The following is a 24,977-nucleotide window of genomic DNA, read 5'->3' on the forward strand; positions in this document are numbered from 1 at the left end:
CCCGGTCCTCCGGGCGGGGCGGTGAGCCGGGGTCGCAGCCCGAGGCGGCCTGCGACGACGCCGTCGGCCACTCGGCCCGGCGCCCCGCAGCCGCCCCGGCCCCGCGTCTGCCGGCATCGGCGGCACCGGTCGACGGCGGGACGGCCCGGCTCACGCCGGTGATCTGCGTACGGGCCGGGGTGGCCGGGCGCGCGGACCGAGCGGGGCGGGGCCCGGGGCGGCCCGGACGTTCAGCCCCCGTCCTCCCCCGCCCCGGCCTCCACCCCCGTTCCCGTTCCGCACCCCACGTCCACCACGTCGGCCAGCCCGACCAGGTCCAGCAGGCTCTGCAGTTCGGGCGGCACATTGCGCAGCCGCAGCCTCCTGCCGCCCGCCCGTCGTGCGACGAGCCCCAGCCGCGCTATCGCCTCGACCAGGGCCAGATCCACATGCACCACCCCGCCCACGTCGCAGTCCACCCCCGTGTCCGGGTCGCGGACGGAGCCGTCGGGGTCGTACAGCAGCGTCTCCAGCTCGGCGCAGAGTCCCGGCACCGCGGCCCTGGTGACGCGGCCGGTGACGACGAGAAGCTTCGGGGTCATGGGTTCCACACCAGACAGACCGGTCCGGCGGCCGAAACTCATCGTTGCCCGGGCCTGCTGCCTTCCGGGTCCCCCGGGCCGGGCGAACGCCACGTACCCGCCCGGCAGCCGCCCTCGCGTCGCCCGCACCCTCCTCCGCCTCCCCGCATCCGCACGCACCCGACCGGTGAACTTCCGTCAACTCCGGTTACCTGTGCGCCTTCTGTGAACCTCTCCCGTCGATTCCCCCTCTAGGTACGTGAACCGGCCGGCACCGGCGTCCCAGCGGTGCCGACTGACCAGTGGCCCCTCGGGGCCGCCTGATTCTCCAGGGGGAGAGTTGCGCAGACACGTGAGAAACGCGTGTGTTTCGACCGTCGCCATGGCCGCCGCCGTGGTGCTCGCGGCCGGGATGACCAGCCCGGCCGTGGCCCAGCCCGACACCACCCGCTCCGGCGGCGCCCGGTCCGCCGACCGGCACGAGCTGACGCTCGTCACCGGTGACCGCGTCACCGTGGACGCCAAGGGCAAGCTCGTGTCCTTCCGGGCCGCCAAGGGCCGCGAGCACATACCCGTGCAGCGGCAGATACGCGACGGGCACACCCTGCTCGTCCCGGCCGACGCCCACCGGCTGATCAGCTCCGGCAAGCTGGACCAACGGCTGTTCGACATCACCGAGCTGAACCGGGTGGAGAACCGCAGGGCCCAGAAGGCGGGCCTGAAGCTGATCGTCTCCTACCGGGGCGCCCGGGCGGCGGCCGCGAAGGCCGAGGTCCGGGACGCGGGTTCCACCCGGGTCGGCCGGACCCTGAACTCGCTGAACGCCCAGTCGGTGACCACGCCGCAGCGTGACGCCCAGGACATCTGGCAGGCGCTCACCGACAAGTCGGCGCACGGTGCGCAGCGCACCACGGCCGCCGGGATCGACCGGGTCTGGCTCGACGGGGTGCGCCGGGCGAGCCTCGACAAGAGCGTGCCGCAGATCGGTACCCCTGCCGCCTGGAAGGCCGGTTACACCGGAAAGGGCGTCAAGATCGCCGTACTGGACACCGGTGTGGACGCCACCCACCCCGATCTCCAGGGCCGGATCCTCGACACGAAGAACTTCACCGCCTCGCCCGACACCAAGGACCGGGTCGGCCACGGCACCCATGTCTCCTCGATCGCGGCCGGTTCGGGCGCCAAGTCGGGCGGCAAGTTCAAGGGCGTCGCCCCGGACGCCCAGTTGCTGGAAGGCAAGGTGCTCGACGACGACGGCTTCGGCGACGACTCCGGCATCCTGGCCGGCATGGAGTGGGCGGTCGCACAGGGCGCCGACGTCATCAACCTGAGCCTCGGCGGCAGCGACACCCCCGAGGTGGACCCGCTGGAAGCGGCGGTCAACAAGCTGTCGGCCGACAAGGGTGTCCTGTTCGCCATCGCGGCGGGCAACGAGGGCGACGGGGCCGGTACGGTCGGCTCCCCGGGCAGCGCGGACGCCGCGCTGACCGTCGGCGCGGTCGACGACAAGGACCAGCTGGCCGACTTCTCCAGCCGTGGCCCGCGCGTCGGCGACGGAGCGATCAAGCCCGATGTCACCGCCCCCGGCGTGGACATCACGGCGGCGGCCGCCCCCGGCTCCGCCATCGACCAGGAGGTCGGGCAGAACCCGCCCGGCTATCTGACGATCTCCGGTACGTCGATGGCGACCCCGCATGTCGCGGGCGCCGCGGCGCTCCTCAAGCAGCAGCACCCGGAGTGGAAGTACGCCGAGCTCAAGGGCGCGCTGACGGCCTCGGCCAAGCCGGGCGCGTACACGCCGTTCGAGCAGGGCACGGGCCGGATCGCGGTCGACCGGGCGATCGCCCAGACCGTCGTCGCCGACCCGGTGTCGGTGAGCTTCGGGGTGCAGCAGTGGCCGCACACCGACGACACCCCGGTCACCAAGAACGTGACGTACCGCAACCTCGGCACGACCGATGTCACCCTCGACCTCGCGGTCACGGCCACCGGCCCCGGGGGCAAGCCCGCCCCGGCCGGATTCTTCGGCCTCGGCGCGGACAAGGTGACCGTCCCCGCGGGCGGCACCGCAGACGTGCCGCTGACCGTGAACACCAAGCTCGGTGGCACGGCCGACGGCACCTACTCCGCGTACGTCGTCGGGACCGGCGGCGGCCAGAGCGTCCGCACCGCGGCCGCGGTCGAGCGCGAGATCGAGTCGTACGACGTCACGATCAGGACGATCGGGCGCGACGGCAAGCCCTCCGAGACCGCCGAGACCGACCTCTTCGGCCTCTCGGGAACGGCGCTCGGCCAGTGGCTCTCCCCGACGAACACCGACGGCACGGCCAAGGTCCGCCTTCCCCGGGGCGGTTACACGCTGAACGGGGCTGTCACCGTCGACCCGGAGGACTACTCCAAGGGCACCGACTGGCTGACGCAGCCGAAGCTGGACGTCACCAAGAACCTCACCGTGACGCTCGACGCGCGCAAGGCGAAGCCGGTGAACATCACCGTGCCCGCCACCGGGACGAAGTCCCTGCTGGCCTCGCCCGACCTCCAGTTCACGACCGAGGACACCGGCTACACCTACGGCTGGATCCTCGACACGTACAAGAACTTCCGCACCGCGCACTTCGGTCCGGACGTGACCGACGGTTCGCTCTCCCAGCACTGGATCGGCAGCTGGTCCAAGGGGACCTCGACCCGGTACGACATCGTGACCGGCGGCCCGGTGACCCGGGCGGCCACCGGTTACGAGCGGAAGTACACCGCCGGCCAGCTGGCCAAGGTCGGTCTCTCCCTCGGCTCGCCCGCCAAGGGCAAGACCGGTGAAGTAGCCGCCTCGGGCTCGCTGCCCGGCTGGGACGGCGGCTGGGCGGCCCTGTCCCTCCACAAGATCCCCGGCAGCGTCACCTCCTACGTCTCCACCTCCGACAAGGCGACATGGAGCTTCGACTTCGCCCAGGACGGCGGAGTCGACGAGGACGGCTACCCGGTGACCGAGGCGTCGTACTCCCTCGGCGCCCCGCAGAGCTTCAAGGCGGGCAAGTCCTACACGAAGAAGGTCAACACCGCGGTGTTCGGCCCGGCGGTCAACGCCGAGTACGGCGTCCTCCGCGACGGCAACGACATCGTCGGCATGCTGCCGATGGTGACCGACGGACATGGCAACCTCGGTGATTCCGCCTACAGTTCGGCCAAGACGGTCCTGTACCGCAACGGCAAGAAGTTCGCCCAGAACGAGGACCCGCTGACGGGCCTGGCCCCCATCGCCGTGCCGTCCGCCGCCGCCGACTACCGGCTGACGACCTCGATGCGGCGCAGCACCGCTCTCTCCCCGGTCTCCACCCGGATCGACGCGAGCTGGACCTTCCGCTCCAAGCGGACCTCGGGCCCGGCCATGCTGCCGGTCTCCACGGTGCGGTTCACGCCCAACGTCACCGCGGACAGCAGGGTCACGGCCGGCCGGACCGCTTCCGTGCCCGTGACGGTGCAGGGTGCGGCCGCCGGAAAGAACCTCAAGTCGCTGACCGTGTACGTCAGTTACGACGCCGGCAAGACCTGGAAGAAGTCCACGGTCAAGGCGGGCAAGATCTCCGTGAAGAACCCGGCCAAGGGGAAGTCCATCTCCTACCGGGCGAACGTCACGGACAAGAAGGGCAACAAGTCGTCGGTGTCGATCTACAACGCGTACTTCGGCAAGTGAGCGCATAGCCGCACCGACCGCATGAAAGCGGCCTGCCGGGACGGAGGAATCCGTCCCGGCGGGCCGCTCGCGTCTCCGGACCGCACCGGGAGGACCGGCGCCGCGACATCGCTCGGCTCAGCCCACCGGGAAGATCCCCGTGTCCAGGTCCAGCCCGAACGGCTCGGGCAGTGTCAGTTTCTCCCCGTACTCGACGGTGTCCAGCACCCGGTAGGTGCCGCCGTCGGGCTCCCCGTGGAGCGTGGCGGTGGGGCGGCCCGAGTGCCACGGGTCGAGCAGCAGGAACAGCTCGACACCGGCTTCCGCGCAGCCGTGCACCTTGCCGATGCGGTCGTGGTTGGCGTTGGCGTTGGCCTGCGAGGTGATCTCGACGACGAGCCGGGCCTCCTCTGCCGGGACGCGGTTGCCCGGTCCGGTCGCCACGGCGCGCGGTACGACGACGAGATCAGGAATGTAGAGCCCGGCCCGCCCCGGTACCGAGACGCCGAGCGTCTGGTAGATCCCCCAGTCCTCGGGGATGACGCCGTAGAGCCTGCGCTGGAGCAGTTCCGCAGTGGTGTTGTGGTCCTTGGACGGCGGTGGCGACACGGTGATGATCCCCTGGATGATCTCCACCTTGCAGCCCTCGGGCGCGTCCGTCTCCTCCCAGATCCGGACGAGGTCGTCCCACTCCCGGCCGTGGCCGGGGGCGGGGTCGACGGTGAGTGCGCTCATGGCGGTCTCCTCCTGTCGGTGTGCCACCGAGTCCAGCATGCCGAACGGGACCGGCGGCGGTCCGCCGGTCCCGTTCACCCGAATGGGAAAGCAGCAGGTCAGGCGATACGTTCCCGCACCACCGGGGTGGCGGTGAACGCCGTGCCGGCCGGGGCGATGTCGTACGCGTCGGGCAGGGCCTTCAACGCGTAGTCGAACTTCTCGGGGGTGTCGGTGTGCAGCGTCAGCAGCGGCTGGCCGGCCGTCACCGTGTCGCCCGGCTTGGCGTGCAGTTCGACGCCTGCTCCGGCCTGGACAGGGTCCTCCTTGCGGGCGCGGCCCGCGCCGAGGCGCCAGGCGGCGACGCCGATGTCGTAGGCGTCCAGGCGGGTCAGTACGCCGGTGGACGGGACCGTGACCACGTGCTGCTCGCGGGCGACCGGGAGCGGGGCGTCCACGTCGCCGCCCTGGGCGGAGATCATGCGGCGCCAGACGTCCATCGCCGAGCCGTCGGCGAGTGCCTTCTCGGGGTCGGCGTCCTTGAGCCCGGCCGCGTCGAGCATTTCGCGGGCCAGGGCGAGGGTGAGGTCGACGACGTCCTTGGGGCCGCCGCCGGCCAGTACCTCGACCGACTCGCGCACCTCCAGGGCGTTGCCCGCGGTCAGGCCGAGCGGGGTGGCCATGTCGGTGAGCAGGGCGACGGTGCGCACTCCGCTGTCGGTGCCCAGCGCGACCATGGTGGAGGCCAGTTCGCGGGCGTCCTCGATGGTCTTCATGAAGGCGCCGGAGCCGACCTTGACGTCCAGGACGAGCGCGCCGGTGCCCTCGGCGATCTTCTTGGACATGATGGAGCTGGCGATGAGCGGGATGGCCTCGACGGTGCCGGTGACGTCGCGGAGCGCGTAGAGCTTCTTGTCGGCGGGGGCGAGCCCGTCACCGGCGGCGCAGATCACCGCGCCGGTGGTGTCCAGGACGTTCAGCATCTCCTCGTTGGAGAGGTGGGCGCGCCAGCCGGAGATGGACTCCAGCTTGTCGAGGGTGCCGCCGGTGTGGCCGAGGCCCCGGCCGCTGAGCTGCGGCACGGCGGCGCCGCAGGCGGCGACCAGCGGGGCGAGCGGCAGGGTGATCTTGTCGCCGACACCACCGGTGGAGTGCTTGTCGGTGGTGGGCCGGGAGAGCGACGCGAAGTCCATCCGCTCGCCGGAGGCGATCATCGCGGCGGTCCAGCGGGCGATCTCGGTGCGGTTCATGCCGTTCAGCAGGATCGCCATGGCCAGCGCGGACATCTGCTCGTCGGCGACCTCACCGCGGGTGTACGCGTCGATGACCCAGTCGATCTGCTCGGGGGTCAGCTCGCCTCGGTCCCGCTTGGTGCGGATGACGGAGATGGCGTCCATGTCCTGGGAGTCCTTCCGGCCGGTACGTACGGTACGCAAGAGTCCCGAATGACTCTACGCGCATAGAGGGTGGAGATGGGGGTGGCCCTCCCGGCGGGCGGGAGGGCCACGGTGGACGCGCCGCGGGCGCCCGCTACTTCAGATGGCCCGGGCCGAACGCCTGCGGCAGCATCTCGTCGAGCGTGCGCAGTCCGTCGGGCGTCTCCAGGACCAGCTCGGGGCCGCCGAACTCGTACAGCAGCTGCCGGCACCGGCCGCACGGCACCAGGATCTCGCCGGCCCCGTCCACGCAGGTGAAGTGGGTGAGCCGGCCGCCCCCGGTGGCGTGCAGCTGGGAGACCAGGCCGCACTCGGCGCACAGCCCGATGCCGTACGAGGCGTTCTCGACGTTGCAGCCGGAGACCGTACGGCCGTCGTCGACGAGCGCCGCGGCGCCGACCGGGTAGTGCGAGTACGGGACGTACGCGCGGGTCATCACGGACTGTGCGGCGCTCCGCAGCGCCGCCCAGTCGACCTCCGCGGCGGCCGTCACTTGCCCTGGCCCTTGCGGTAGACGAGACCGTCCGCCTTCGGCATGCGCAGGCGTTGCGCCGAGAGCGAGAGGACCAGCAGGGTCGTGACGTACGGAGCGGCGTCGACGAACTGGCTCGGCACCTGGTCCGTCAGCGCGTACCAGGTGAAGAGCAGCGCGGAGACCGCCGCCGAGGCCACCGCGGCCACGTACTTCTTCCGGTACAGCTGCCAGAACAGTACGACCACCAGCAGGATCGCGAGCAGCAGCAGCATCGCGTGCACGTTCTCGGCACCGCCGCGCAGCTTGAGGCTGTCGGTGAAGCCGAACAGGCCCGCACCGAGCGCCATCCCGCCGGGCATCCAGTTGCCGAAGATCATCGCCGCGAGACCGATGTAGCCGCGGCCACCGGTCTGGCTCTCCTGGTAGATGCCGGTGGAGACGATCGCCAGGAAGGCACCGGCGAGTCCGGCCAGACCACCGGAGACGACGACGGCGATGTACTTGTACTTGTAGACGTTGACGCCGAGCGACTCCGCGGCGACCGGGCTCTCGCCGCAGGAACGCAGCCGCAGGCCGAAGGAGGTGCGCCACAGCACCCACCAGGTGCCGGGGATCAGCAGCAGCGCGACGACGGTCAGCCAGGACAGGTTGGTGATCAGGCCACCGACGACCCCGGCGACGTCGGAGACGAAGAACCAGTGTTTCTCCTGCAGATCGAGAAGCCAGTCCGACAGGCCTGGAATGGTGATCCGGTCGATCGCCTCGATCCGCGGGGACTGCTTGGACGAGCCGCCCTCCACGCCGTCGAAGGCGAAGTTGGAGAGGTAGCGGGTCAGTCCCACCGCGAGGATGTTGATGGCCACACCGGAGACGATGTGGTTCACCCCGAAGGTGACGGTGATGACCGCGTGCAGCAGGCCGCCGAGCGCGCCGCCGATGATGCCGAACAGGACACCCACCCACGGGCCCCACTGGAACCCGGCCCAGGCACCGAACCAGGTGCCCAGGATCATCATGCCTTCGAGACCGATGTTGACGACACCCGCGCGCTCGGCCCACAGGCCGCCGAGTCCGGCGAGGCCGATCGGGACCGCCAGTTCGAGGGCGCCCGCGACCTGACCGACGGAGGTCACGTCGTTGGCACCGCTGATCAGGCGGACGAGCGAGACCAGCGCGAGCCCGCCCGCGATGATCAGCAGGATGACGGGCAGGGTGAGCTTGCGGCGGCCGCCGCCCTTCTTGGGGGCGACGCTCGCGGCGGAAACCTGGGTTGCGCTCACAGTGCGGCCTCCTTCTCGGTCTTGAGGGCATGGCCGGCGGCGAGTTCCTCGCCGACCTTCTGCTGCTGGCGGCGGGTTCCGTAACGGCGCACGAGTTCGTAGCTGACGACGACCGAGATCACGATCAGGCCCTGCATGATCGTGGCGATCTCCTTCTCGTACCCGAACTGGTCGAGCGAGGCGGATGTCTTGTCCAGGAAGGCGATCAGCAGGGCGCTGAAGGCGATGCCGATCGGGTTGTTCCGGCCCAGCAGGGCGATGGTGATGCCGGTGAAGCCGATCCCGGTCGGGAAGTCGAGGCTGTAGGTGTGGGTGTCACCGAGGAGCGTCGGCATGCCGGCGAGACCGGCGACGGCTCCGGAGATCAGCATCGAGGTGAGGACCATCTTCTTGGCGTCCACACCGGAGGCCTGGGCGGCGCTCTCGCTCTCGCCCGTGGCCCGCAGGTCGAAGCCGAAGCGGGTGCGGTTCAGGACGAACCAGTAGATGACACCGCAGGCGGCCGCGACGAAGGTGAATCCGTAGATCTCCCCCGCCTCCGCTCCCATGGACAGGCCGGGGAACCAGGCGGACTCCGGGATGTCGCCGGTGGTCAGGTTGTTGGACCCGGCGGGCTGCACACCGAAGTTCTTCGGCAGGATCAGCCAGGCGATCAGCGCGGTCGCGATGGAGTTGAGCATGATCGTCGAGACGACCTCGCTCACCCCCCGCGTGGTCTTCAGGAAGCCGGCGATGCCCGCCCAGAAGGCGCCGACCAGCATCGCGACGATCACGATCAGCGCGATCTGCAGCGCTCCCGGAAGATCGACGCTCGCACCGACCAGCGCGGCAACCATCGCGGCGAGCCGGTACTGGCCGTCGACGCCGATGTTGAAGAGGTTCATCCGGAAGCCGACGGCGACCGCGAGGGCGGCGAGGTAGTACGTACCCGCCTGGTTGATGATCAGCACCTGCACGTCGACGTAGGTCGCCGAGTCGAACATCAGCCGGTACGGCTCGAACGGGTTCTTGCCCGAGGCGAGCAGCACCACGGTGGTGAGCACGAAGGCGACGACCAGGGCGAGAACGGGGCCGGCGAAGCCCAGGATCAGCCGGTCCTTGTCGAATTTCTTCATCGGTCCTCGTCCTCCGGTGCTGCCTCGAGATGACCGGTGGCGGCGCCGGTCATGGCCGAGCCCAGTTCCTCCGGGGTGATGGTGCCGGGGTCGGCGTCGGCGACCAGCCGACCGCGGTACATGACGCGCAGAGTGTCGGAGAGCCCGATCAGCTCGTCCAGGTCCGCCGAGATGAGCAGGACGGCGAGGCCCTCGCGGCGCGCCTCGCGGATCTGGTCCCAGATCTGCGCCTGCGCTCCGACGTCCACGCCGCGGGTGGGGTGCGCGGCGATCAGGAGCTTCGGGTCGTGGCTCATCTCGCGGCCGACGATCAGCTTCTGCTGGTTGCCGCCGGAGAGGGAGGCCGCGGTGACCTCGATGCCCGGGGTGCGGACGTCGTACTCGCGCACGATCCGCTCGGTGTCGGCGCGGGCCGCCTTGATGTCCAGGAGCCCGCCGCGGCTGTTGGGCCGCTCCGTGACGTGGCCGAGGATACGGTTCTCCCAGAGGGACGCCTCCAGCAGCACACCGTGCCGGTGACGGTCCTCGGGGATGTAACCGATGCCGCTCTCGCGCCGCTTGCGCGTGGGGGCGTGGGAGATGTCGTCGCCGTCGAGGGTGATCACACCGCCGTCGGGGTTCCGCATGCCGATCAGGGCCTCGATCAGCTCGGTCTGGCCGTTGCCCTCCACGCCGGCGATGCCGAGCACCTCGCCCTTGTGGATGGTGAGGTCGATCCCGGCCAGCACATCGCGCACCGCGCCGTCCGGATCGGTCACGGTGAGCGCGAGGTTCTCGATGCGCAGCATCGGGATGTCCGTCACCGTGGACTCACGGGTCTCGGGAGAGGGCAGTTCGCTGCCGACCATCAGCTCGGCGAGCTGCTTGGTGGTGGTGTCGGCCGGGTCCGCGGTGCCGACCGTCGTGCCGCGGCGGATCACCGTGATGTCGTCGGCGACCGACAGCACCTCGCCCAGCTTGTGCGAGATGAAGATGACGGTCAGGCCCTCCGCCTTGAGCTCGCGCAGGTTGTCGAAGAGCGCGTCGACCTCCTGCGGCACGAGCACGGCGGTCGGTTCGTCCAGGATCAGGATGCGCGCGCCCCGGTAGAGGACCTTGAGGATCTCCACGCGCTGACGGTCGGCGACGCCGAGGTCCTCGACGAGGGCGTCGGGCCGGACCCCCAGACCGTAGGCGTCCGAGATCTCCATGATCTTCTTGCGTGCGGCGGAGCCGATGCCGTGCAGCTTCTCGCCGCCGAGAACCACGTTCTCCAGGACGGTGAAGTTGTCGGCGAGCATGAAGTGCTGGTGCACCATGCCGATGCCGCATTCGATGGCATCGGCCGGGCTGCCGAACGCCACCTCGGTCCCGTTGATCGTGATGGTGCCCTCGTCCGGCTTCTGCATGCCGTAGAGGATCTTCATCAGTGTGGACTTGCCGGCACCGTTCTCACCGACGAGGGCGTGGACCGTGCCCTTGCGGATGGTGATGTCGATGTCCCGGTTGGCGACGACACCGGGGAAACGCTTGGTGATGCCGCGCAGTTCTACGGCGGGGGGGCTGGACGCGTTGATGACGCACTCTCCTTGGCCGGACAGGAGCGGGGGCGGAGGGGCAGGGGCGGGGTGAAGTTATCGCGCCGGAGGGCTGTCTACACGCGTAGTGCTGCCGAATCGTAAGGCAGTTGTGCACGGTACGGAGGGAGACCGGGGGTCGGCCCCGTGGTGGAGCGACGCTGTGACGGGCGGAACTTCTCGGACGAACACCCCGTGAGGCCCGGAGCAGCGGCGATGCACGCTCCGGGCCCGGGGAAACCAGCCGTACGGCAGTTGCCGTTACGGGGTGGTCTTGACGGTGACCTTGCCGTCGATGATGGCCTTCTTCGCCTTGTCGACAGCGGCGATGACGTCGGTCATCTTGGTGAAGGCCGGGTTGGAGTCGGCCAGGCCGACGCCGTCCTTGTCCAGGCCGTAACGGATCTCACCGGACTGCGGCTTGCCGTCCTTGACCGACTGGATCAGGTTGTAGACGGAGTCCGCGACGTCCTTGGTGACCGAGGTCAGGATCTGGTCCTTGTACGCCGCCAGCCCCTTCTGGCTGTACTGGTCGGAGTCCACGCCGATGGCCCACTTGCCCGCCTTCGCGGTGGCCTCGATGGACCCGGAGCCGGCCAGACCGGCCGCCGCGTAGATGACGTCGGCCTTCTTGTCGAGCTGGCCCTGGGCGGCGGCCTTGCCGAGGTCGGGCTTGGAGAAGCCGTCGAAGTTCGGCGGCTGGGTCAGGTACTGCGAGAGGACCTTCACCGACGGGTCGGTGTCCTTCACGCCCTGCTCGAAGCCCGCCTGGAACTTCTTGATCAGCGGGGTCTCGACACCGCCGATGAAGCCGACCGTCTTGGACTTGCTCACCTTGGCCGCCGCGACACCGGCGAGGTACGAGCCCTGCTCCTCGTTGAAGACCAGGTTGGCGATGTTCTTGCCGGTCACCGAGGCGTCGTCGATGATGCCGAAGGTGATCTTCGGGAACTTCGGCGCGACCTTCTTGATGGCGGGCGCGTACGCGAAGCCGACGCCGACCACCGGGTTGTTGCCGGCGCGGGCCAGCGTGGTGAGACGCTGCACCTTGTCGGCGTCCGACTCGCCGTCCGACGGCTCGGCCTCGGTGCCCTTGAATCCGAGCTCCTTCTGGGCCTTCTCCAGGCCCGCGAAGGCGGCGTCGTTGAACGACTGGTCGCCGCGGCCACCGATGTCGTACGCGAGGGCCGTCTTGGCCCCCTTGGAGTCGGAACCAGCGTCCGACGACGTCTTGCCGCCGCAGGCCGTGGCACTGAGCGCGAGCGCCGCGGACGCGAGGCCCACGGTGGTGATCCGGGTGATCCGGCGCAAGGGAAGGCTCCTTCAAACCTGACCGAAGCGCCTCTTCCGGCGCTGGTTTCGCGGCGATCGTAACGCGCGTAGATGTCAGATAAAGCCCTGTACGGAAGCCGTTATCGGATCGTCGCGAACCAGCGGTGACGAGTCCGGTTACGGATGGTTGCCGTCGAGCAACGCGGAGGCAGTGAACAGCTCCACGGCCACCGTGATCGCCTCCTCGTCGGCGTCGAAATCGCCGCGATGCAGGTCGAGACGGGCGCTGTCGCCGGGGGTGCGGACGCCGAGCCGGGCCATGGCGCCGGGCACGTGTTCCAGGTACCAGGAGAAGTCCTCGCCGCCCAGGCTCTGCTCGGTGTCCTCGATCGCCCGCGATCCGCGGCGCGCGGTCATCGCCCCGGCGAGCAGATCGATGACCGCGGCGTCGTTGACGACCGGCGGGACGCCCTGGACGTAGTCGATCACCGTCTTGGCGCCGTACATTCCGGCCACCTCGTCGATCGCGGCGTGCACCAGGTCGGGGGCCTCCCGCCAGGCGGCCAGCTCCAGGCAGCGGACGGTCCCCGACAGTTCGGCGTGCTGCGGGATCACGTTGCAGGCGTGACCGGACTCCAGCCGCCCCCAGGTGACGGCGAGCCCGGCGCGCGCGTCGACCCGGCGGGCCAGCAGCGCGGGCACCTCGGTGGCGACCTTGGCGGCGGCGGTGACCAGGTCGGTGGTCAGGTGCGGGCGGGCGGTGTGTCCGCCGGGGCCGTCGAGACTGACCTCCAGCCGGTCGCAGGCCGAGGTGATCGCCCCGACCCGCAGCCCGATCCGCCCCACGTCCACCCTCGGGTCGCAGTGCACTCCGATGATCCGCCCGACGCCCTCCAGCGCCCCGGACAGGATCGTGTCGGGCGCACCGCCGGGCAGCACCTCCTCGGCCGGCTGGAAGATCAGCCGCACGGGGTTCGGGAGCAGCCCCCGCCGGTCCAGCCCGGCGAGCACGAGGCCGGCGCCGAGGACCGAGGTGGTGTGGATGTCGTGTCCGCACGCGTGCGCCCGGTCGGGGACGGTGGAGCGGTAGGGGACGCCGGTCTTGGTGTCCGGGATGGGCAGTGCGTCGATGTCCGCGCGCAGGGCGAGCATCGGCGCGGTGGACTCGTCCCGCGTGCCCACGTCGCAGATGAGCCCCGTCCCCGTGTCGAGCACCCGGGGTTCCAGTCCCGCCTTCTCCAGCCGGGCCTTGATGGCCGCGGTGGTACGGAACTCCTGGTTGCCCAGCTCGGGGTGCATGTGCAGGTCGCGCCGGAAGGCGATCAGCTCGGCACGCAGACCCTCGGGCAGGGTGCCGGGCAGCGCCTCGTCGCCGGGCGGCTGGGCATCGGAATCGCGGGACATCAACTGGCTCACCTGGTGAAGGGTAAGGCCCTTCCCCCTTCAACTGACCATGAAACAAGAAAAGTTCAGCCACATAGACGAATAAAAGATGGTGTGAAGGCGAGTGACGCGGAAGGGGGATGGGTAAACTCCGCCGCCGCCGGGGGCGGCCACCCACGGCGCCGAGCCGCTGCGGCGCCGCGTCCGCCGGGCCCCGCGGCCGCGACGGGAACCCGGTGCCGGCCGGACACCCGGTGGCGGGATCCCGGCATCGGCCGGACACCCGGACGGCACACCGGCCGGAACACCACCGGTGAGATCGACGGGAAACCACCGATTCCACGCACCGCGGCCCGCGCGGTTGCGGGTGCGCCAGTTGCCGACTCCGACTACGTGCACGCCCTCGGCACGGAGGACGGCGAGGACGGCGGCGGCGGCGGACAAAGGTACGGCCATGATGCCTCCAGACCTGAGGACGCCCCCGTGCCGGTGCACGGGGGCGTCGCTGTGGGTGTGGTCAGGCGGGGGCTATGGCCTCGTCCGCGGATGTCGGCATGGGGTCGCCGGGTTGCCGGCAGAGGTAGACGCGGTTCGCGTAGACCCTTGCCGACGAGTAGGCGGCGGCAATGCTGGCCATGTAGGCCTCGGCGGCGGCTTGTGCCGCAGCGTCCTCGTGCGGCAGCTGGGACAGGGACGTGCTGAACGGGATCTCGAAGTTCGTGCCGATCTCGACGCCTTCGGCGTAGGCCGTGATCACGAACTGAACTGCGTAGGCACCTTCTGGAACGGACATATCTGATCTCCTGTCGAAGGAAGCTCGAATGAGGCCGCGATGCCAAGTGAGCCTAAGCGAGATGACGTTGAGCGAAACCTGCGTGGGGGCGGAGAAGCAGCCCTGGTCGATCCGCCGGCCCAGTCCCAGGGGTGCTTCGGTCAGCTGGTGGTGACGCCGATGATGCGGATCAGGCCGGTGGCCGAGGCGTTGTGGTTCCGGCCGACGAACACGGACCAGGGGGCCCTGTGCGTCTTGTCCGTCACCGTGGTGGAAACGCCTGCCTCGGGCACGGAGACCGTGAGCTGGGTGGCGGTGATGGCGCAGCGCAGGGTGTAGACGGTCTCCGCGGCCAATGTGGCGCCTGATGCAGTGTTCGCGAGCTGGGTGCTGGTGCCGGCCGCGGCGTCGTCGCGGTAGACCCGCAGGCTGCTGTTGTTGCTGACCTGGACGGTGTACCCGTCGTGCAGGATCTCGGCCGAGGACATCTTGGTGGGCGCGTCGTCCCGGCCGAGGTGCAGGGACAACAGCGACCAGCCGGAAGCTCCGGCCGTCGGCACGCTGAACCGGACCTCGAAGGTCCCGTTCGCCGGGGCGGCGCTCACCTCGCCGGCGAGGAGCACCTGGGTGTCGGTCGAGGAGGTGGGTGCGGGGAGAGGGATTCGGCCACTGGAGTCGAGCACGGGGCGGGCCTTGCCGGAGGGCACCCAGCCGAGCCCCCAGAACCCAGTGCTCGTCGACGTGGCCGTGCGGCGCGGCGCCCGCCCGGACACGTACCCCGGATAGTCGGTGACGATGCCGCGGCAGCCGAGGGCGAGCGCGCGGTCGCGCTGCACGCGGCGGGTCAGGGTGTGCGCCCACACGCCGAGCGGCGGGGCCGCGGCCACTGCGGCGGCTATCAGCGCGTCGGACGCGGCGATGTCGATGTCGAGGACATCGGCCCCCGCGGCGACGAACGCGCCGAAGTCGTCGCCGGCCATCTGTGCGGCGGACCGCCACAGATGCGCTCGGCACCCGGCCGCCCGGATGAGCGGTACCACCGCCGGATCGTTCGTGTTGATGAGCACGGATTCCTGCAGTCCCCGGTCCAGAACCAGACGGGCCAGCGCCTGCACCCCTGCCGGGTCCTTCGCTTCCACGGTCATTGCTCGCGCTCCGCCGAGGTCGTCGAGGACCTGGGCGACCGTGGGCACGGTGAGGGCGGGAGACGCAGCGGCGAACCAGGTGGCGGGGTCGGCGCGGAGCTGGAGCCACTGCGCGAGCCCGAACGAGGCCACCGGTCCGGACCGCGCCGTGGTGCGGTCCACGGTCGCGTCGTGCATCAGCACGGGTGTGCCGTCGGCGAGCACCTGCGTGTCGATGTCGAGGACATCGGCCCACGACACCGCTGAGCGGAGCGCTTCCAGGCTGTTCTCCGGAGCCTCGCCGGCGCCGCCGCGATGGGCGGAGTACAGGACAGCGGGGAGCTCGTTGAAGGTGGTCACGTCTGCCTTCCGTAGATCATGCGGACTTGTGCGGCGATCCTGCCAGTGCCTGTGACGCCGGGCCTGGACGTCGGGGGTGAACCGGTCGCCGATCTCCACGCCGTCGATGACGTCGGTGACATCGAGCCCGGATCCGGCCGGGGCCGAGGTTCCCCGGGCGGACCCGTTGATCGAGAACCGGACATCGCCGGTCGCTGTGCCGACGACGGCGGTGCGGGCGAACACGCGGCTTCGGCTGCCACTTCACGCAGTACGCGGTGGCGATCGTCGTGAAGCCGGCCGCTGTGGTCTTGACCGGACTGCCGTATCGCTGCTGGTCGGGGATGCCAGCGGGAGCCAGTGTCTGGCCAGGCCTGTGCCGGAGTCGGTGTCCTGGGCCGGCACGGCCGTGTTGCACCGGTCGTAGTACGCCCGTGCCCGGGTCTCGGACCCGCTGGATGGATACGCGTAGCAGGTGAAGAAGCGGGACCCGTCCTCCTGGCGGAGGAACAGGCCCTGCTGCGGGGTGCCGTCGCCATGGCTGAAGGACCCCTGTCCCGTTGCCGCATCGCGCAGCCCGCCGGACGGGCGGCGTCCCACCCGGGACGAAGCCGCTGCCCCATGACCGTCGGACGGCGTGGGCACGGTCCGGATTCCGCCACTCCGGGACCCGCCCGGCGCCCCTCCCCCGCCCTCCTCCTCAGCCGGACAGCCCCCGGCGCACCGGCAGCAGGGCAGCCCCGATGCACAGGGCCCCGACCGGCAGCAGGTCCAGGCTCACGGCCATCGCCACCGTCCCCGCCAGCACCAGCACCGGGGCCCACGCCCGGACCAGGTCACGGCGGAGCAGGGCCAGCAGGGTGACGAGGGCCAGCAGCCCGAGCCAGAACAGCATCGGCACCACGGTGTAGACCAGGGGCATCACCCCGGGCACGCCCTGCACCCGGTCGAACAGCTCGCCCATGGCCTCCTTGTCCGCCGAGACGAACGCGACCCCCAGGTCGATGACCGCCTGCGCCACCACCGTCGCCGCACCGAGCAGCCCGGTCCAGGCGGCCACTTCGCCCGCGATCCGCCTGCCCCCGCGCTCCCCGGCGAGACCCCGCAGCCCCAGGAAGACCGGCACGAAGGCGAGCACCCCGGCCAGGAACAGCAGATGCGCCGCCGTCCACCACACTCCGGGCCCGTAGTCGCCGACGGCCCGCCCGACCAGCCGCACCACCCCGTACCCCGCCATCAGGGCCGGCCCCGCGAGGAGTGCCGTTCCCAGCGTCACCCCGGGCACACCGGCCATGCCGGGTCCACCGGCCGTTCCACCCTGTCGCTCCGTCGCCGTCCGCATCGTCGTCATGCGCCGATGCTCGCGCCCGGAGGCCCCTTCCCACCATCAGGGCTCACCCCCAACGAACCCTGGACGCCTACTGCTTACGGGTCAGGGTGATCCCTCACGGACTGCTCGGGCCTGCGCGCGGCATCGGCACCGACCGCCGCCCCCGACCCGGCAGGCAAGAGCCGTCACCGGCGCATGCGTCCGGATCGCGGCAAACTTGGTCCAGTGGTTGGTCCACCCGCCGATCCGTCCCTGCGACTCCGATCACCGCGGGACACGGCGTGCGGGCGGACAGACTGCCCGCACATCACCGCGATCCGTTCGACCGGATACTGATCGCGCGGGCCCAGACCGAGGGAATGACGATCCTGACCCGCGACAAGCGGATCCCCTCCTACGACGTGCAGGTCATGCACGTCTGACGGCCCCGAGCCTGTCGCCTGCCGGTCAGGGCGGGGGCGGGGCGAAACTCGGAACCGTCCGGCAGGCAGTGGCGGCTCCTCGGGCCCACGGAGCCGCTCCCCACGCGCTCCTCCGCCTCAGGTGCGGCTACCGATCGACTTCTCACCATGCGGAGGCTGCCCCCGCACGTACCGGCTACGCCTCCGTCACCGCCGTGGCCCGCCAGGGCGCCAGGCGCTGTACGCCGCGGGCGGTCTCCGTGACGCCGCTCAGGAAGCCCTGGGCGCGCGGGGACGCCGTCTCGCGGAGCCATTCCGGGGCGATGTCGCAGACGGCGACCTTCACCTCGGTGCCGGCCAGGGCCAGGGGCAGGGTGTGGACGACCGTGGAGGGGAAGCTGAGGACCGTGCGGCCGATGGGGCCGCGGCGGGCGATGAGTTCCAGGGGAAGGTCGGGGCGGACGATCTCCAGGCCGGTGGCGGCCTCCAGGGCGTGGAGCTTGTCGGTGGACTCGCGGCGGTGGGCGAAGTAGCGGGTCGCGCCGTGGGTGCGGGACAGCGACGCCACGGCCTCCAGGTACTGGTCCCGGTCGACCACGCCCGTCTCGACCAGGGAGGTGCCGACCAGGTCCGCGCCCTTGGTGAGCAGCGGCGGGCCGAAGCGGGCGCGGGTCCAGGCGAAGGTGTTGGGGGTGACGGTCACGCCGGGCGGAGCCTCGACCGGCATGGCCGTGAAGACCTCGACCGTACGGGTGGCGGACGGGGTGAAGCGGCTGCGGGCGCGGGCCGTGACCGGGGCCAGGACCAGTTCGCGGGGGCCCGAGCTGCCCTTGCGGTGCCAGCGCACCAGGCGTTCGCCGCGCGCCAGTTGGGCGACGAACTCCATGGTGGCCGTGCCGTCGTCGACCACGGTGAGGCGGCGGGCCCGGACCATGGTGAGCAGGAGCTGTACGTACCGGGAGAACGGGTCGCCGATGACGACGTGCTGCGCCCTGCGGACCAGTCCGGACAGGTCGCGCAGACTCTTCAGGGGCGCGCCCGCGCCGCCGCGCGCCTCCTGCCAACGGACGTTGATGCCCTCGTCGCGGGCCAGCTCCGCCATCCGGCGCAGCTGACCGCGCGACATCGGGTCGACCGGGGGGAGGACGACGACCGTGATGTCCGTGAGGACCCGGTCGCCGCCTCCCTCTGTGTAGGCCCACTCCAGGACGTTCAGGAGCTGGACCGGGCTCTCGACGAAGGCGAGGTTCACCGGTCGGCCCGTCAGACCGCGACCGGCTCGGCGACCGGGGCCGCCTCGGTGCTCTCGGCGACGACGCCCGCGACCCGGCGGAGCTTCTTCATCGGGCCGAGCTCGGACTCGTACACCTTCTTGACGCCGTCGCCGAGCGAGGCCTCGATGGTGCGGATGTCGCGGACGAGGCGGGTGAGGCCCTGCGGCTCGACGGAGGCGGCCTGGTCGGAGCCCCACATGGCGCGGTCGAGGGTGATGTGGCGCTCGACGAACGCGGCGCCGAGCGCGACGGCGGCGAGGGTCGTCTGGAGGCCGGTCTCGTGGCCGCTGTAGCCGATCGGGACGTTGGGGTACTCCTGCTGGAGGGTGTTGATGACCCGGAGGTTCAGCTCCTCGGCCTTGGCCGGGTACGTCGAAGTGGCGTGGCAGAGAAGGATGTTGTCCGAGCCGAGGACCTCGACCGCGTGGCGGATCTGCTTCGGGGTGGACATCCCGGTGGAGAGGATGACCGTGCGGCCGGTGGCGCGCAGGGAGCGCAGCAGCTCGTCGTCGGTGAGGGAGGCGGAGGCGACCTTGTGGGCGGGGACGTCGAACTTCTCCAGGAAGGCGACGGCCTCGGTGTCCCACGGGGAGGCGAACCAGTCGATGCCGCGCTTGGCGCAGTGCTCGGAGATGGCCTGGTACTCGGCCTCGCCGAACTCGACGCGGTGGCGGTAGTCGATGTACGTCATCCGGCCCCAGGGGGTGTCGCGCTCGATGTCCCACTGGTCGCGCGGGGTGCAGATCTCCGGGGTGCGCTTCTGGAACTTGACGGCGTCGCAGCCGGCTTCGGCGGCGACGTCGATCAGGGCGAGGGCGTTGTCGAGGTCGCCGTTGTGGTTGATGCCGATCTCGCCGGTGACGTAGACGGGCTGACCGGGGCCGGCGGTGCGGGTGCCGAGGGTGCGCAGACGGGAGGTGCTCATGAGGTGTGTTTCCTTAGTTCGGATGACTTGGCGGGTTTGGGGGACCCGGATCACTTGGGGGACTGGGTGGGGTTCGTGGTCGTGAGGGTGGGGCCGAGCAGCCAGGCCGCGATCTCGCGGATGGCGCCGAAGCCGCCGGGGGTGGTCGTGACGGCGCGTGCGGCCGCCCGTACCGAGTCGTGGGCGCTCGCGACCGCCACGGGCCAGCCGGCGAGTGCGAAGCACGGCAGGTCGTTGACGTCGTTGCCGACGTAGAGGACACGTTCGGGAGCGATGGACTGTTCGTCGCACCACTGCTTGAGCGCCCGGTCCTTGCGGTCGATGCCGTGCAGGACCGGGATGCGCAGCTTGTGGGCGCGGGCGGCGACGACCGGGTTCTGCTCGCTGGAGAGGATCAGCAGCGGCAGTCCGGCCTTGCGCAGGGCGGCGATGCCCAGTCCGTCGCCGCGGTGGACGGCGACGATCTCGCGGCCGTCGGCGTCGATGAGGACCCGGTCGTCGGTCTGCGTGCCGTCGAAGTCGAGGACGACCGCGTCGATGTCGTCGAGGGTGGGCAGCGGCGCGGGGTCGAGCAGCGGCGCGAGGGCGCGGGCGCGGTCCAGGTCGTGCGGGTCGTCGATCTCCAGGACCCGTGCGGCGTCCGTGCGCACCAGGGCGGTGTGGCCGAAGAAGCGGTGGCGGTGGGTGCGGAAGCCGGCGGCGTCCATGGCGTACGCGGTGCCCGTTTCGAGGAGGTCCTCGGGGCGGTCCTGGCGCATCTGCCGTACGGACTTGTCGTGGTTGACACCGTAGTTGTCCTCCTCGATCGCGCTGCCGTCGCGCCAGAGGAAGCCGTGGAAGGGTGCGACGGTGACCGCCGTGTCGGCGCCGTCGCGGGCGACCGCGGCGGCGACGCCGTCGATGTCCTCCCGCAGCACGAAGGGGCTGGTGCACTGGACCAGCAGCACCACGTCGGCGGTCCGCTCGCGCATCGCCTCGTAGGCGTCCAGGGCGTGCAGCACCGCGTCCTCGCTGCTGGACCTGTCTCCGGCGATGGCCGAGGGGCGCTGGACGATGTGCAGCCGCTCGGCGGCGCCCAGCGTGTCGCCGGCGGCGCGGGCCGCGTCCGCGATGGCCGCGTCGTCGGTCGTCACGACCACGTCGGTGACCTCGCGGGAAGCCAGGCAGGCGCGTACGGCGCGGGCGATCAGCGGTACGCCGCCGACCTGGGCGAGGTTCTTGGCCGGTACGCCCTTGGATCCGCCGCGGGCGGGGATCACGGCGAGCACGGTGGGGGTCGGGGTCATCTCTGCTCCTGAAGTGGTGTTCACAGCTCGCCCATCCGTCGGATCACCGGGGCGACCCGCTGGACGCCCTGCCGGTACGCGCCGCGCGCAGCCTCCCGGACCGCCTCGCGGACCGCGCCGCGCACCCCGCCGGTCTCGCGGGGCCGTTCGGCGCCCGGCAGCGGGTGGCCGTCGGGGGCGAGGTGGTGGCGGGCGAGGATGCCGGGGAGGTAGCCGGGGGCGGTGGCGGGCGTGTAGTAGGGCGCGAGGTCGGGCAGCCGGGCGGCGGCGAGCAGGGCGTCGACACGGGCGCGGGCGTGGTCGTAGGCGGTGGCGTACGTACCGTCGGCGGCGACGCCCTGGCCGGCCAGCCATCGCGGGTCGGGTTCCGGGCGGAAGCCGCCGTCCAGGTGGTCCCAGGAGGTGAGCAGGCCGGAGCCGATGAAGTGGTGGTTGCCCAGTGCCTCGCGGACGCCGAGGTCGGTGAGGACCGCGGTCGGGACGCGCCGGTGCAGTGACTCCAGCGCGGCGGTCGAGGAGACCGTGACCAGCAGGTCGGTGCGGTCCAGGACCTCGCCCATGTGCCCGTACACCAGGCGGAAGTTGGGCGGCAGGCCGCCGGGCAGCTTCTCGGCGAGCCGCTGGTACGGGAGTTCCTCGATGTGCGTGGTGTGCTCGCCGGGCTTGGAGCGCAGCTTCAGCAGCACCTCGCGCTCCGGGTGCAGCCTGGCGTGCTCGACGAGCCTGCGCAGCAGGTACGTCCGGTCCTCGCGGGAGGCCGGTACGGAGGGCTGGGCGGCGAAGACGACGGTGTCGCGGCCCTCCTGCGGGCGGTGCGGCTCGCCGCCGAGGAACGGCAGGGCGGCCTCGGTGACGGCCGAGGAGTCGGCGCCCACTCCCTCGTACACCGCGCGGAAACGCTCCGCGTCGTGGCGGGAGTTGGCGAGGACGACGTCCGCGCCGTGCCGCAGCAGCAGTCCGTCGGCGAGCTTCTCGTAGACGACGCCGACGTAGCCGGTGACGACGACGGGCCGGGTGGGCAGCCGCAGTGCGGCGAGTCCGTGCAGCATCGCCTGGACGGCACCGCCGACGAGGGCGAGGACGACGACGTCGTACCCCTCGTCCCGCACGCCGTGCAGGAACTCGACGGCCGTCACCTCGCGGACCCGGCCGGCCTCGATCCCGACGTCGCCGACCTCGGCGAGCTGGCGCGGGGTCGGGGTGGCCCGGCCGCGCAGCAGCAGTCCGCTGATCTCGACGCGCTGCGCCGATGTCCCGGAGGCACCGGCGGTGAGGCGGCGCGCGGTGAGCGCGCCCCATTTCCACCGGGTGTCGGAGTCGGCGAGTACGGCTACCCGGAGGGCGGTCGTCTTTTCGGTACGTGGGGGCACGTCCCAGAACTTAGGAAGGCATTCCGATTCGCGGCCCAACGTGACGGCAACAGCTGGTTAACAGCCCGCCGACGCTTGGCGAATCGCCTTCACAAAGGGGACGCAATCGCCCATGATTCAGCCCGGTTCATCATTCCGACATTCGCCGTTCACCCGCCGTCCGTCCCGGCGCCAAGGCAAATGACGGGCTCGCGCCTAGCGTGAGACGGGTGGTTAAGCTCTCGGTCATCGTGCCGTTCTACAACGTGCAGACATACGCCCCCGACACCTTGAGAAGCCTGCGGGCCAACGCCCGCGAGGACTTCGAATTCATCCTCGTCGACGACTGTTCGACCGACGGGACCGCGGACATACTGCGCCGCGCCGAGGACGAGATTCCGGGGGTGGTCGTGCGCCGACACAAGCAGAACGGCGGACTGGCCACCGCCCGCAATACCGGCCTGGACGCCGCGCGCGGCGAGTACCTCGCCTTCCTCGACGGGGACGACTGGCTCGCCCCCGGCTTCTACGCCGAACTCCTGGCCAGGACAGAGGAGTTGGGCTGCGACTTCGTCCGCACCGACCATGTCCAGGTCGAGCACAGGAACCGCACGGTGCACCGGGTGCCGCACGGCAGGCGCGGCGAGGTGCTGGACCCGAGGGACGCGATCCTGCCCGCCGAGCGGTCCACCTCGGTCGACTATCCGTACGCCTGGGCCGGGCTGTACCACCGGCGGCTGCTGGAGCGCGGGCTGCTGCATTTCACGGACGGGCTGCGTACCGCCGAGGACCGGCCGTGGATCTGGCGGCTGCATCGCGAGGCCGATTCCTTCGCGGTGCTGGGACTTCTGGGAATTTTCTACCGGCGCGGTGTCGCCTCTTCGCTCACACAGATCGGCGACGTACGCCAGCTCGATTTCATTCGCTCGTTCGACCAGGTCATTCGGGAAACGGCGGAAGACCGTGACGCGGAGGCACTGCTGCCGAAAGCGGTCCGTACCTATTGCGCGATCATTTTCCACCACATGAGCTCGATCGAAAGATTCGAACCCGCCGTGGCCCGCACCCTGAGATCCATGAGCGGAGCCGCGCTCGGGCGAATGCCGCAGCGGGTGCTCGACGACGCCCTGGACTCGATGGACGTGCAGCGCGCCACCCTGCTGCGCCGGCTGCGCCGCCGCCCGGCCGCCGCGGGCGCCAAGGAGGTGACGGCCGCGTGAGCACCTCCCGGTCCCGCACCACGCAGATCTTCCTCGCCTCCACGCTCTACGGCACCGCAACGCTCGCCGCCGCGCTCGACGCGGGCTGCTTCCCCGACGCGGACCGCCGCATCCTGCTCGTCTCGAACAACGCGGCCGTGCCGGAGACCACGGCCTCCCTCGACACGATGCCCGGGTTCGACGCGCTGAGCGGCCGGTTCGACGACGTGGTGTCGTGGAACACGACGATCGCCCCGTTCCACCCGGGCGGCTGGGCACCGCGCCCCGACGACGTACCCCTGTGGGAGCGGCATCTGCGCCTGGCCTGGGGGCTCGGCGACGACGACATCGAGCTCGCGGTCGAGTCGATCCAGGTCAACCCCGCGCTGGCCGTCGCACAGATCTTCACCGGCGCGCCGGTCGATGTGTACGCGGACGGGCTGATGAGCTACGGCCCCACCCGCAACAAGATCGACCCGCTGGTCGGTACGCGGGTGCGCCGGCTGCTCCACCTGGACCTGGTGCCCGGGCTGAAGCCGCTGCTGCTCACGGAGTTCGGGGTGGCGCCGCAGCTCGTGCCGACCGAGGTGTTCCTCAAGGTGCTCGGTGAGCTGGCGGACGCGCCCGGGGCCCTGGACGGCGTTCCGTCCGTGGAGGCGCCCGCGCTGCTGCTCGGCCAGTACCTCTCGGCGCTCGGGCTGATCAGCGCGGCCGAGGAGGAGGAGCTGCATCTGCGGATGATGCGCGGCGCGGTCGCGCTCGGCCACACCCGTATCGTCTTCAAGCCCCACCCCACGGCCCCGGCACAGTGGTCGAAGGCCCTGGGCGAGGAGGCCGGGAAGCTCGGCGCGGAACTGACGGTGCTGGACGACGGGGTGCTCACCGCCCCGGTCCTCGCCGAGGTCCTCTACCAGCGGATGCGGCCCGCGCTGGTCGTCGGCTGCTTCTCGACGGCGCTGCTCACCGCCTCCGCGTTCTACGGGCTGCCGGTGGCCCGGGTCGGCACCGGGATGCTGCTGGACCGGCTCGCCCCGTACGAGAACAGCAACCGCGTCCCGGTCACGCTCGTGGACGCGCTGGTGCCGGAGGTGACGGACCGGGCGGCCGTGGAGCGGGCGGGGACGGCGCGGGGCGCCGAGCCGGTGGTTCCGGCGGAGCTGACCGGGCTGGTCACCGCGGTCGGCTTCGCGATGCAGCCGAAGATCTACCCGGGGCTGCGCCCGGCCGCAGAGCGGTATCTGGCCGCCCACCTGGACGCCGCCACCCGGCGCTACTTCAAGCGCAGGCGGCTGACCTCGCTGGCACTGCCGGGGGCGGTGCCGGCGCAGCTCGCGTTCCTGCCGCGCAACGCGGTGGTGCGCCGGGTGGCGCGGTCGGTGCGGCGCCGGGTGGTGCGGCAGTAGGCGGCGGACACGGAACGGGGCGGGGGGGGGGGGCGGGGCCGCGGCCCCCCCCCCCCCCCCCCCCCCCCCGCGGCCGGCGCCCCCCCCCCCCCCCGACCCCCACCGCCCCCCCGTGGG

The 24,977-nt window shown here is 71.2% G+C and carries 20 protein-coding genes; 4 read left to right on the forward strand and 16 right to left on the reverse strand.

The features are described 5' to 3' along the window. Positions 1 to 230: 230 nt before the first annotated feature. Entirely contained in the window at positions 231 to 623 is a 393-nt protein-coding gene (locus tag AB0D53_RS20030) for an STAS domain-containing protein (RefSeq protein ID WP_362448187.1), read from the reverse strand. Positions 624 to 942: 319 nt separating this feature from the next. Here AB0D53_RS20030 and AB0D53_RS20035 point away from each other — a divergent pair, with 319 nt between their 5' ends. Continuing rightward, positions 943 to 4,248: a S8 family serine peptidase gene (locus tag AB0D53_RS20035; RefSeq protein WP_362448263.1), complete on the forward strand. Its 3,306-nt coding sequence runs from the start codon at positions 943 to 945 to the stop codon at positions 4,246 to 4,248. 117 nt (positions 4,249 to 4,365) lie between these two features. Here AB0D53_RS20035 and AB0D53_RS20040 read toward each other — a convergent pair whose 3' ends face one another. The 11 genes from AB0D53_RS20040 to AB0D53_RS20090 form a co-directional block, all read right to left on the reverse strand. Next, positions 4,366 to 4,962, reverse strand: coding sequence for a Uma2 family endonuclease (locus tag AB0D53_RS20040; RefSeq protein WP_362448190.1), 597 nt, complete (start codon positions 4,960 to 4,962; stop codon positions 4,366 to 4,368). A 98-nt stretch (positions 4,963 to 5,060) separates the two neighbouring features. Then, positions 5,061 to 6,338, reverse strand: a complete 1,278-nt coding sequence (locus AB0D53_RS20045) for a thymidine phosphorylase (RefSeq protein ID WP_362448193.1) — start codon at positions 6,336 to 6,338, stop codon at positions 5,061 to 5,063. Positions 6,339 to 6,471: 133 nt separating this feature from the next. Then, complete coding sequence (locus tag AB0D53_RS20050) at positions 6,472 to 6,870, reverse strand: cytidine deaminase (protein WP_362448196.1); 399 nt, start codon at positions 6,868 to 6,870, stop codon at positions 6,472 to 6,474. Further along, entirely contained in the window at positions 6,867 to 8,132 is a 1,266-nt protein-coding gene (locus AB0D53_RS20055; protein WP_362448199.1) for an ABC transporter permease, read from the reverse strand. The genes AB0D53_RS20050 and AB0D53_RS20055 overlap by 4 nt, the downstream gene beginning before the upstream one ends. After that, positions 8,129 to 9,247, reverse strand: coding sequence for an ABC transporter permease (locus AB0D53_RS20060; protein ID WP_362448202.1), 1,119 nt, complete (start codon positions 9,245 to 9,247; stop codon positions 8,129 to 8,131). The genes AB0D53_RS20055 and AB0D53_RS20060 overlap by 4 nt, the downstream gene beginning before the upstream one ends. Beyond that, positions 9,244 to 10,827, reverse strand: coding sequence for an ABC transporter ATP-binding protein (locus AB0D53_RS20065; protein ID WP_362448266.1), 1,584 nt, complete (start codon positions 10,825 to 10,827; stop codon positions 9,244 to 9,246). Before AB0D53_RS20065 ends, AB0D53_RS20060 begins: the two co-directional genes overlap by 4 nt. Positions 10,828 to 11,064: 237 nt before the next feature. Further along, positions 11,065 to 12,114 carry a BMP family ABC transporter substrate-binding protein gene (locus AB0D53_RS20070; RefSeq protein ID WP_362448205.1) on the reverse strand — a complete coding sequence of 350 codons (1,050 nt, stop codon included), beginning with the start codon at positions 12,112 to 12,114 and terminating at the stop codon, positions 11,065 to 11,067. 138 nt (positions 12,115 to 12,252) lie between these two features. Further along, positions 12,253 to 13,479: an amidohydrolase gene (locus AB0D53_RS20075; RefSeq protein ID WP_362448269.1), complete on the reverse strand. Its 1,227-nt coding sequence runs from the start codon at positions 13,477 to 13,479 to the stop codon at positions 12,253 to 12,255. A 496-nt stretch (positions 13,480 to 13,975) separates the two neighbouring features. Then, positions 13,976 to 14,251 carry a hypothetical protein gene (locus AB0D53_RS20080; RefSeq protein WP_362448208.1) on the reverse strand — a complete coding sequence of 92 codons (276 nt, stop codon included), beginning with the start codon at positions 14,249 to 14,251 and terminating at the stop codon, positions 13,976 to 13,978. Positions 14,252 to 14,391: 140 nt separating this feature from the next. Beyond that, a complete protein-coding gene (locus AB0D53_RS20085) occupies positions 14,392 to 15,939 on the reverse strand; it encodes a glycerophosphodiester phosphodiesterase family protein (protein ID WP_362448211.1) in 1,548 nt (515 codons plus the stop codon). Between the two features lie 454 nt (positions 15,940 to 16,393). Beyond that, positions 16,394 to 17,044 (reverse strand): hypothetical protein, encoded by a 651-nt coding sequence (locus tag AB0D53_RS20090; RefSeq protein ID WP_362448214.1) that lies wholly within the window; start codon positions 17,042 to 17,044, stop codon positions 16,394 to 16,396. A gap of 86 nt (positions 17,045 to 17,130) precedes the next feature. Between AB0D53_RS20090 and AB0D53_RS20095 the strand changes: the two genes are divergently transcribed. Continuing rightward, a complete protein-coding gene (locus tag AB0D53_RS20095) occupies positions 17,131 to 17,445 on the forward strand; it encodes a type II toxin-antitoxin system VapC family toxin (RefSeq protein WP_362448217.1) in 315 nt (104 codons plus the stop codon). 175 nt (positions 17,446 to 17,620) lie between these two features. Here AB0D53_RS20095 and AB0D53_RS20100 read toward each other — a convergent pair whose 3' ends face one another. From AB0D53_RS20100 to AB0D53_RS20115, 4 genes are read right to left on the reverse strand one after another with little or no spacing between them, the layout of a single operon-like run. After that, on the reverse strand, positions 17,621 to 18,676 hold the full coding sequence (locus tag AB0D53_RS20100) for a hypothetical protein (RefSeq protein ID WP_362448220.1): 1,056 nt from the start codon (positions 18,674 to 18,676) through the stop codon (positions 17,621 to 17,623). Between the two features lie 11 nt (positions 18,677 to 18,687). Further along, positions 18,688 to 19,623, reverse strand: a complete 936-nt coding sequence (locus AB0D53_RS20105; RefSeq protein WP_329818784.1) for an N-acetylneuraminate synthase family protein — start codon at positions 19,621 to 19,623, stop codon at positions 18,688 to 18,690. 50 nt (positions 19,624 to 19,673) lie between these two features. Beyond that, positions 19,674 to 20,909, reverse strand: a complete 1,236-nt coding sequence (locus AB0D53_RS20110) for an acylneuraminate cytidylyltransferase (protein WP_362448224.1) — start codon at positions 20,907 to 20,909, stop codon at positions 19,674 to 19,676. 20 nt (positions 20,910 to 20,929) lie between these two features. After that, the gene (locus AB0D53_RS20115) at positions 20,930 to 22,279 is read right to left on the reverse strand and encodes a DUF6716 putative glycosyltransferase (RefSeq protein WP_362448227.1); all 1,350 of its coding nucleotides are present in this window, start codon (positions 22,277 to 22,279) and stop codon (positions 20,930 to 20,932) included. A gap of 209 nt (positions 22,280 to 22,488) precedes the next feature. Here AB0D53_RS20115 and AB0D53_RS20120 point away from each other — a divergent pair, with 209 nt between their 5' ends. Together AB0D53_RS20120 and AB0D53_RS20125 are read left to right on the forward strand one after the other, a co-directional pair. Beyond that, positions 22,489 to 23,478, forward strand: coding sequence for a glycosyltransferase family 2 protein (locus tag AB0D53_RS20120; RefSeq protein WP_362448230.1), 990 nt, complete (start codon positions 22,489 to 22,491; stop codon positions 23,476 to 23,478). Beyond that, complete coding sequence (locus AB0D53_RS20125; protein WP_362448233.1) at positions 23,475 to 24,860, forward strand: polysialyltransferase family glycosyltransferase; 1,386 nt, start codon at positions 23,475 to 23,477, stop codon at positions 24,858 to 24,860. Before AB0D53_RS20120 ends, AB0D53_RS20125 begins: the two co-directional genes overlap by 4 nt. Positions 24,861 to 24,977 lie beyond the last annotated feature (117 nt).

The organism is Streptomyces sp. NPDC048295 (assembly GCF_040652135.1).
Lineage (GTDB): Bacteria > Actinomycetota > Actinomycetes > Streptomycetales > Streptomycetaceae > Streptomyces.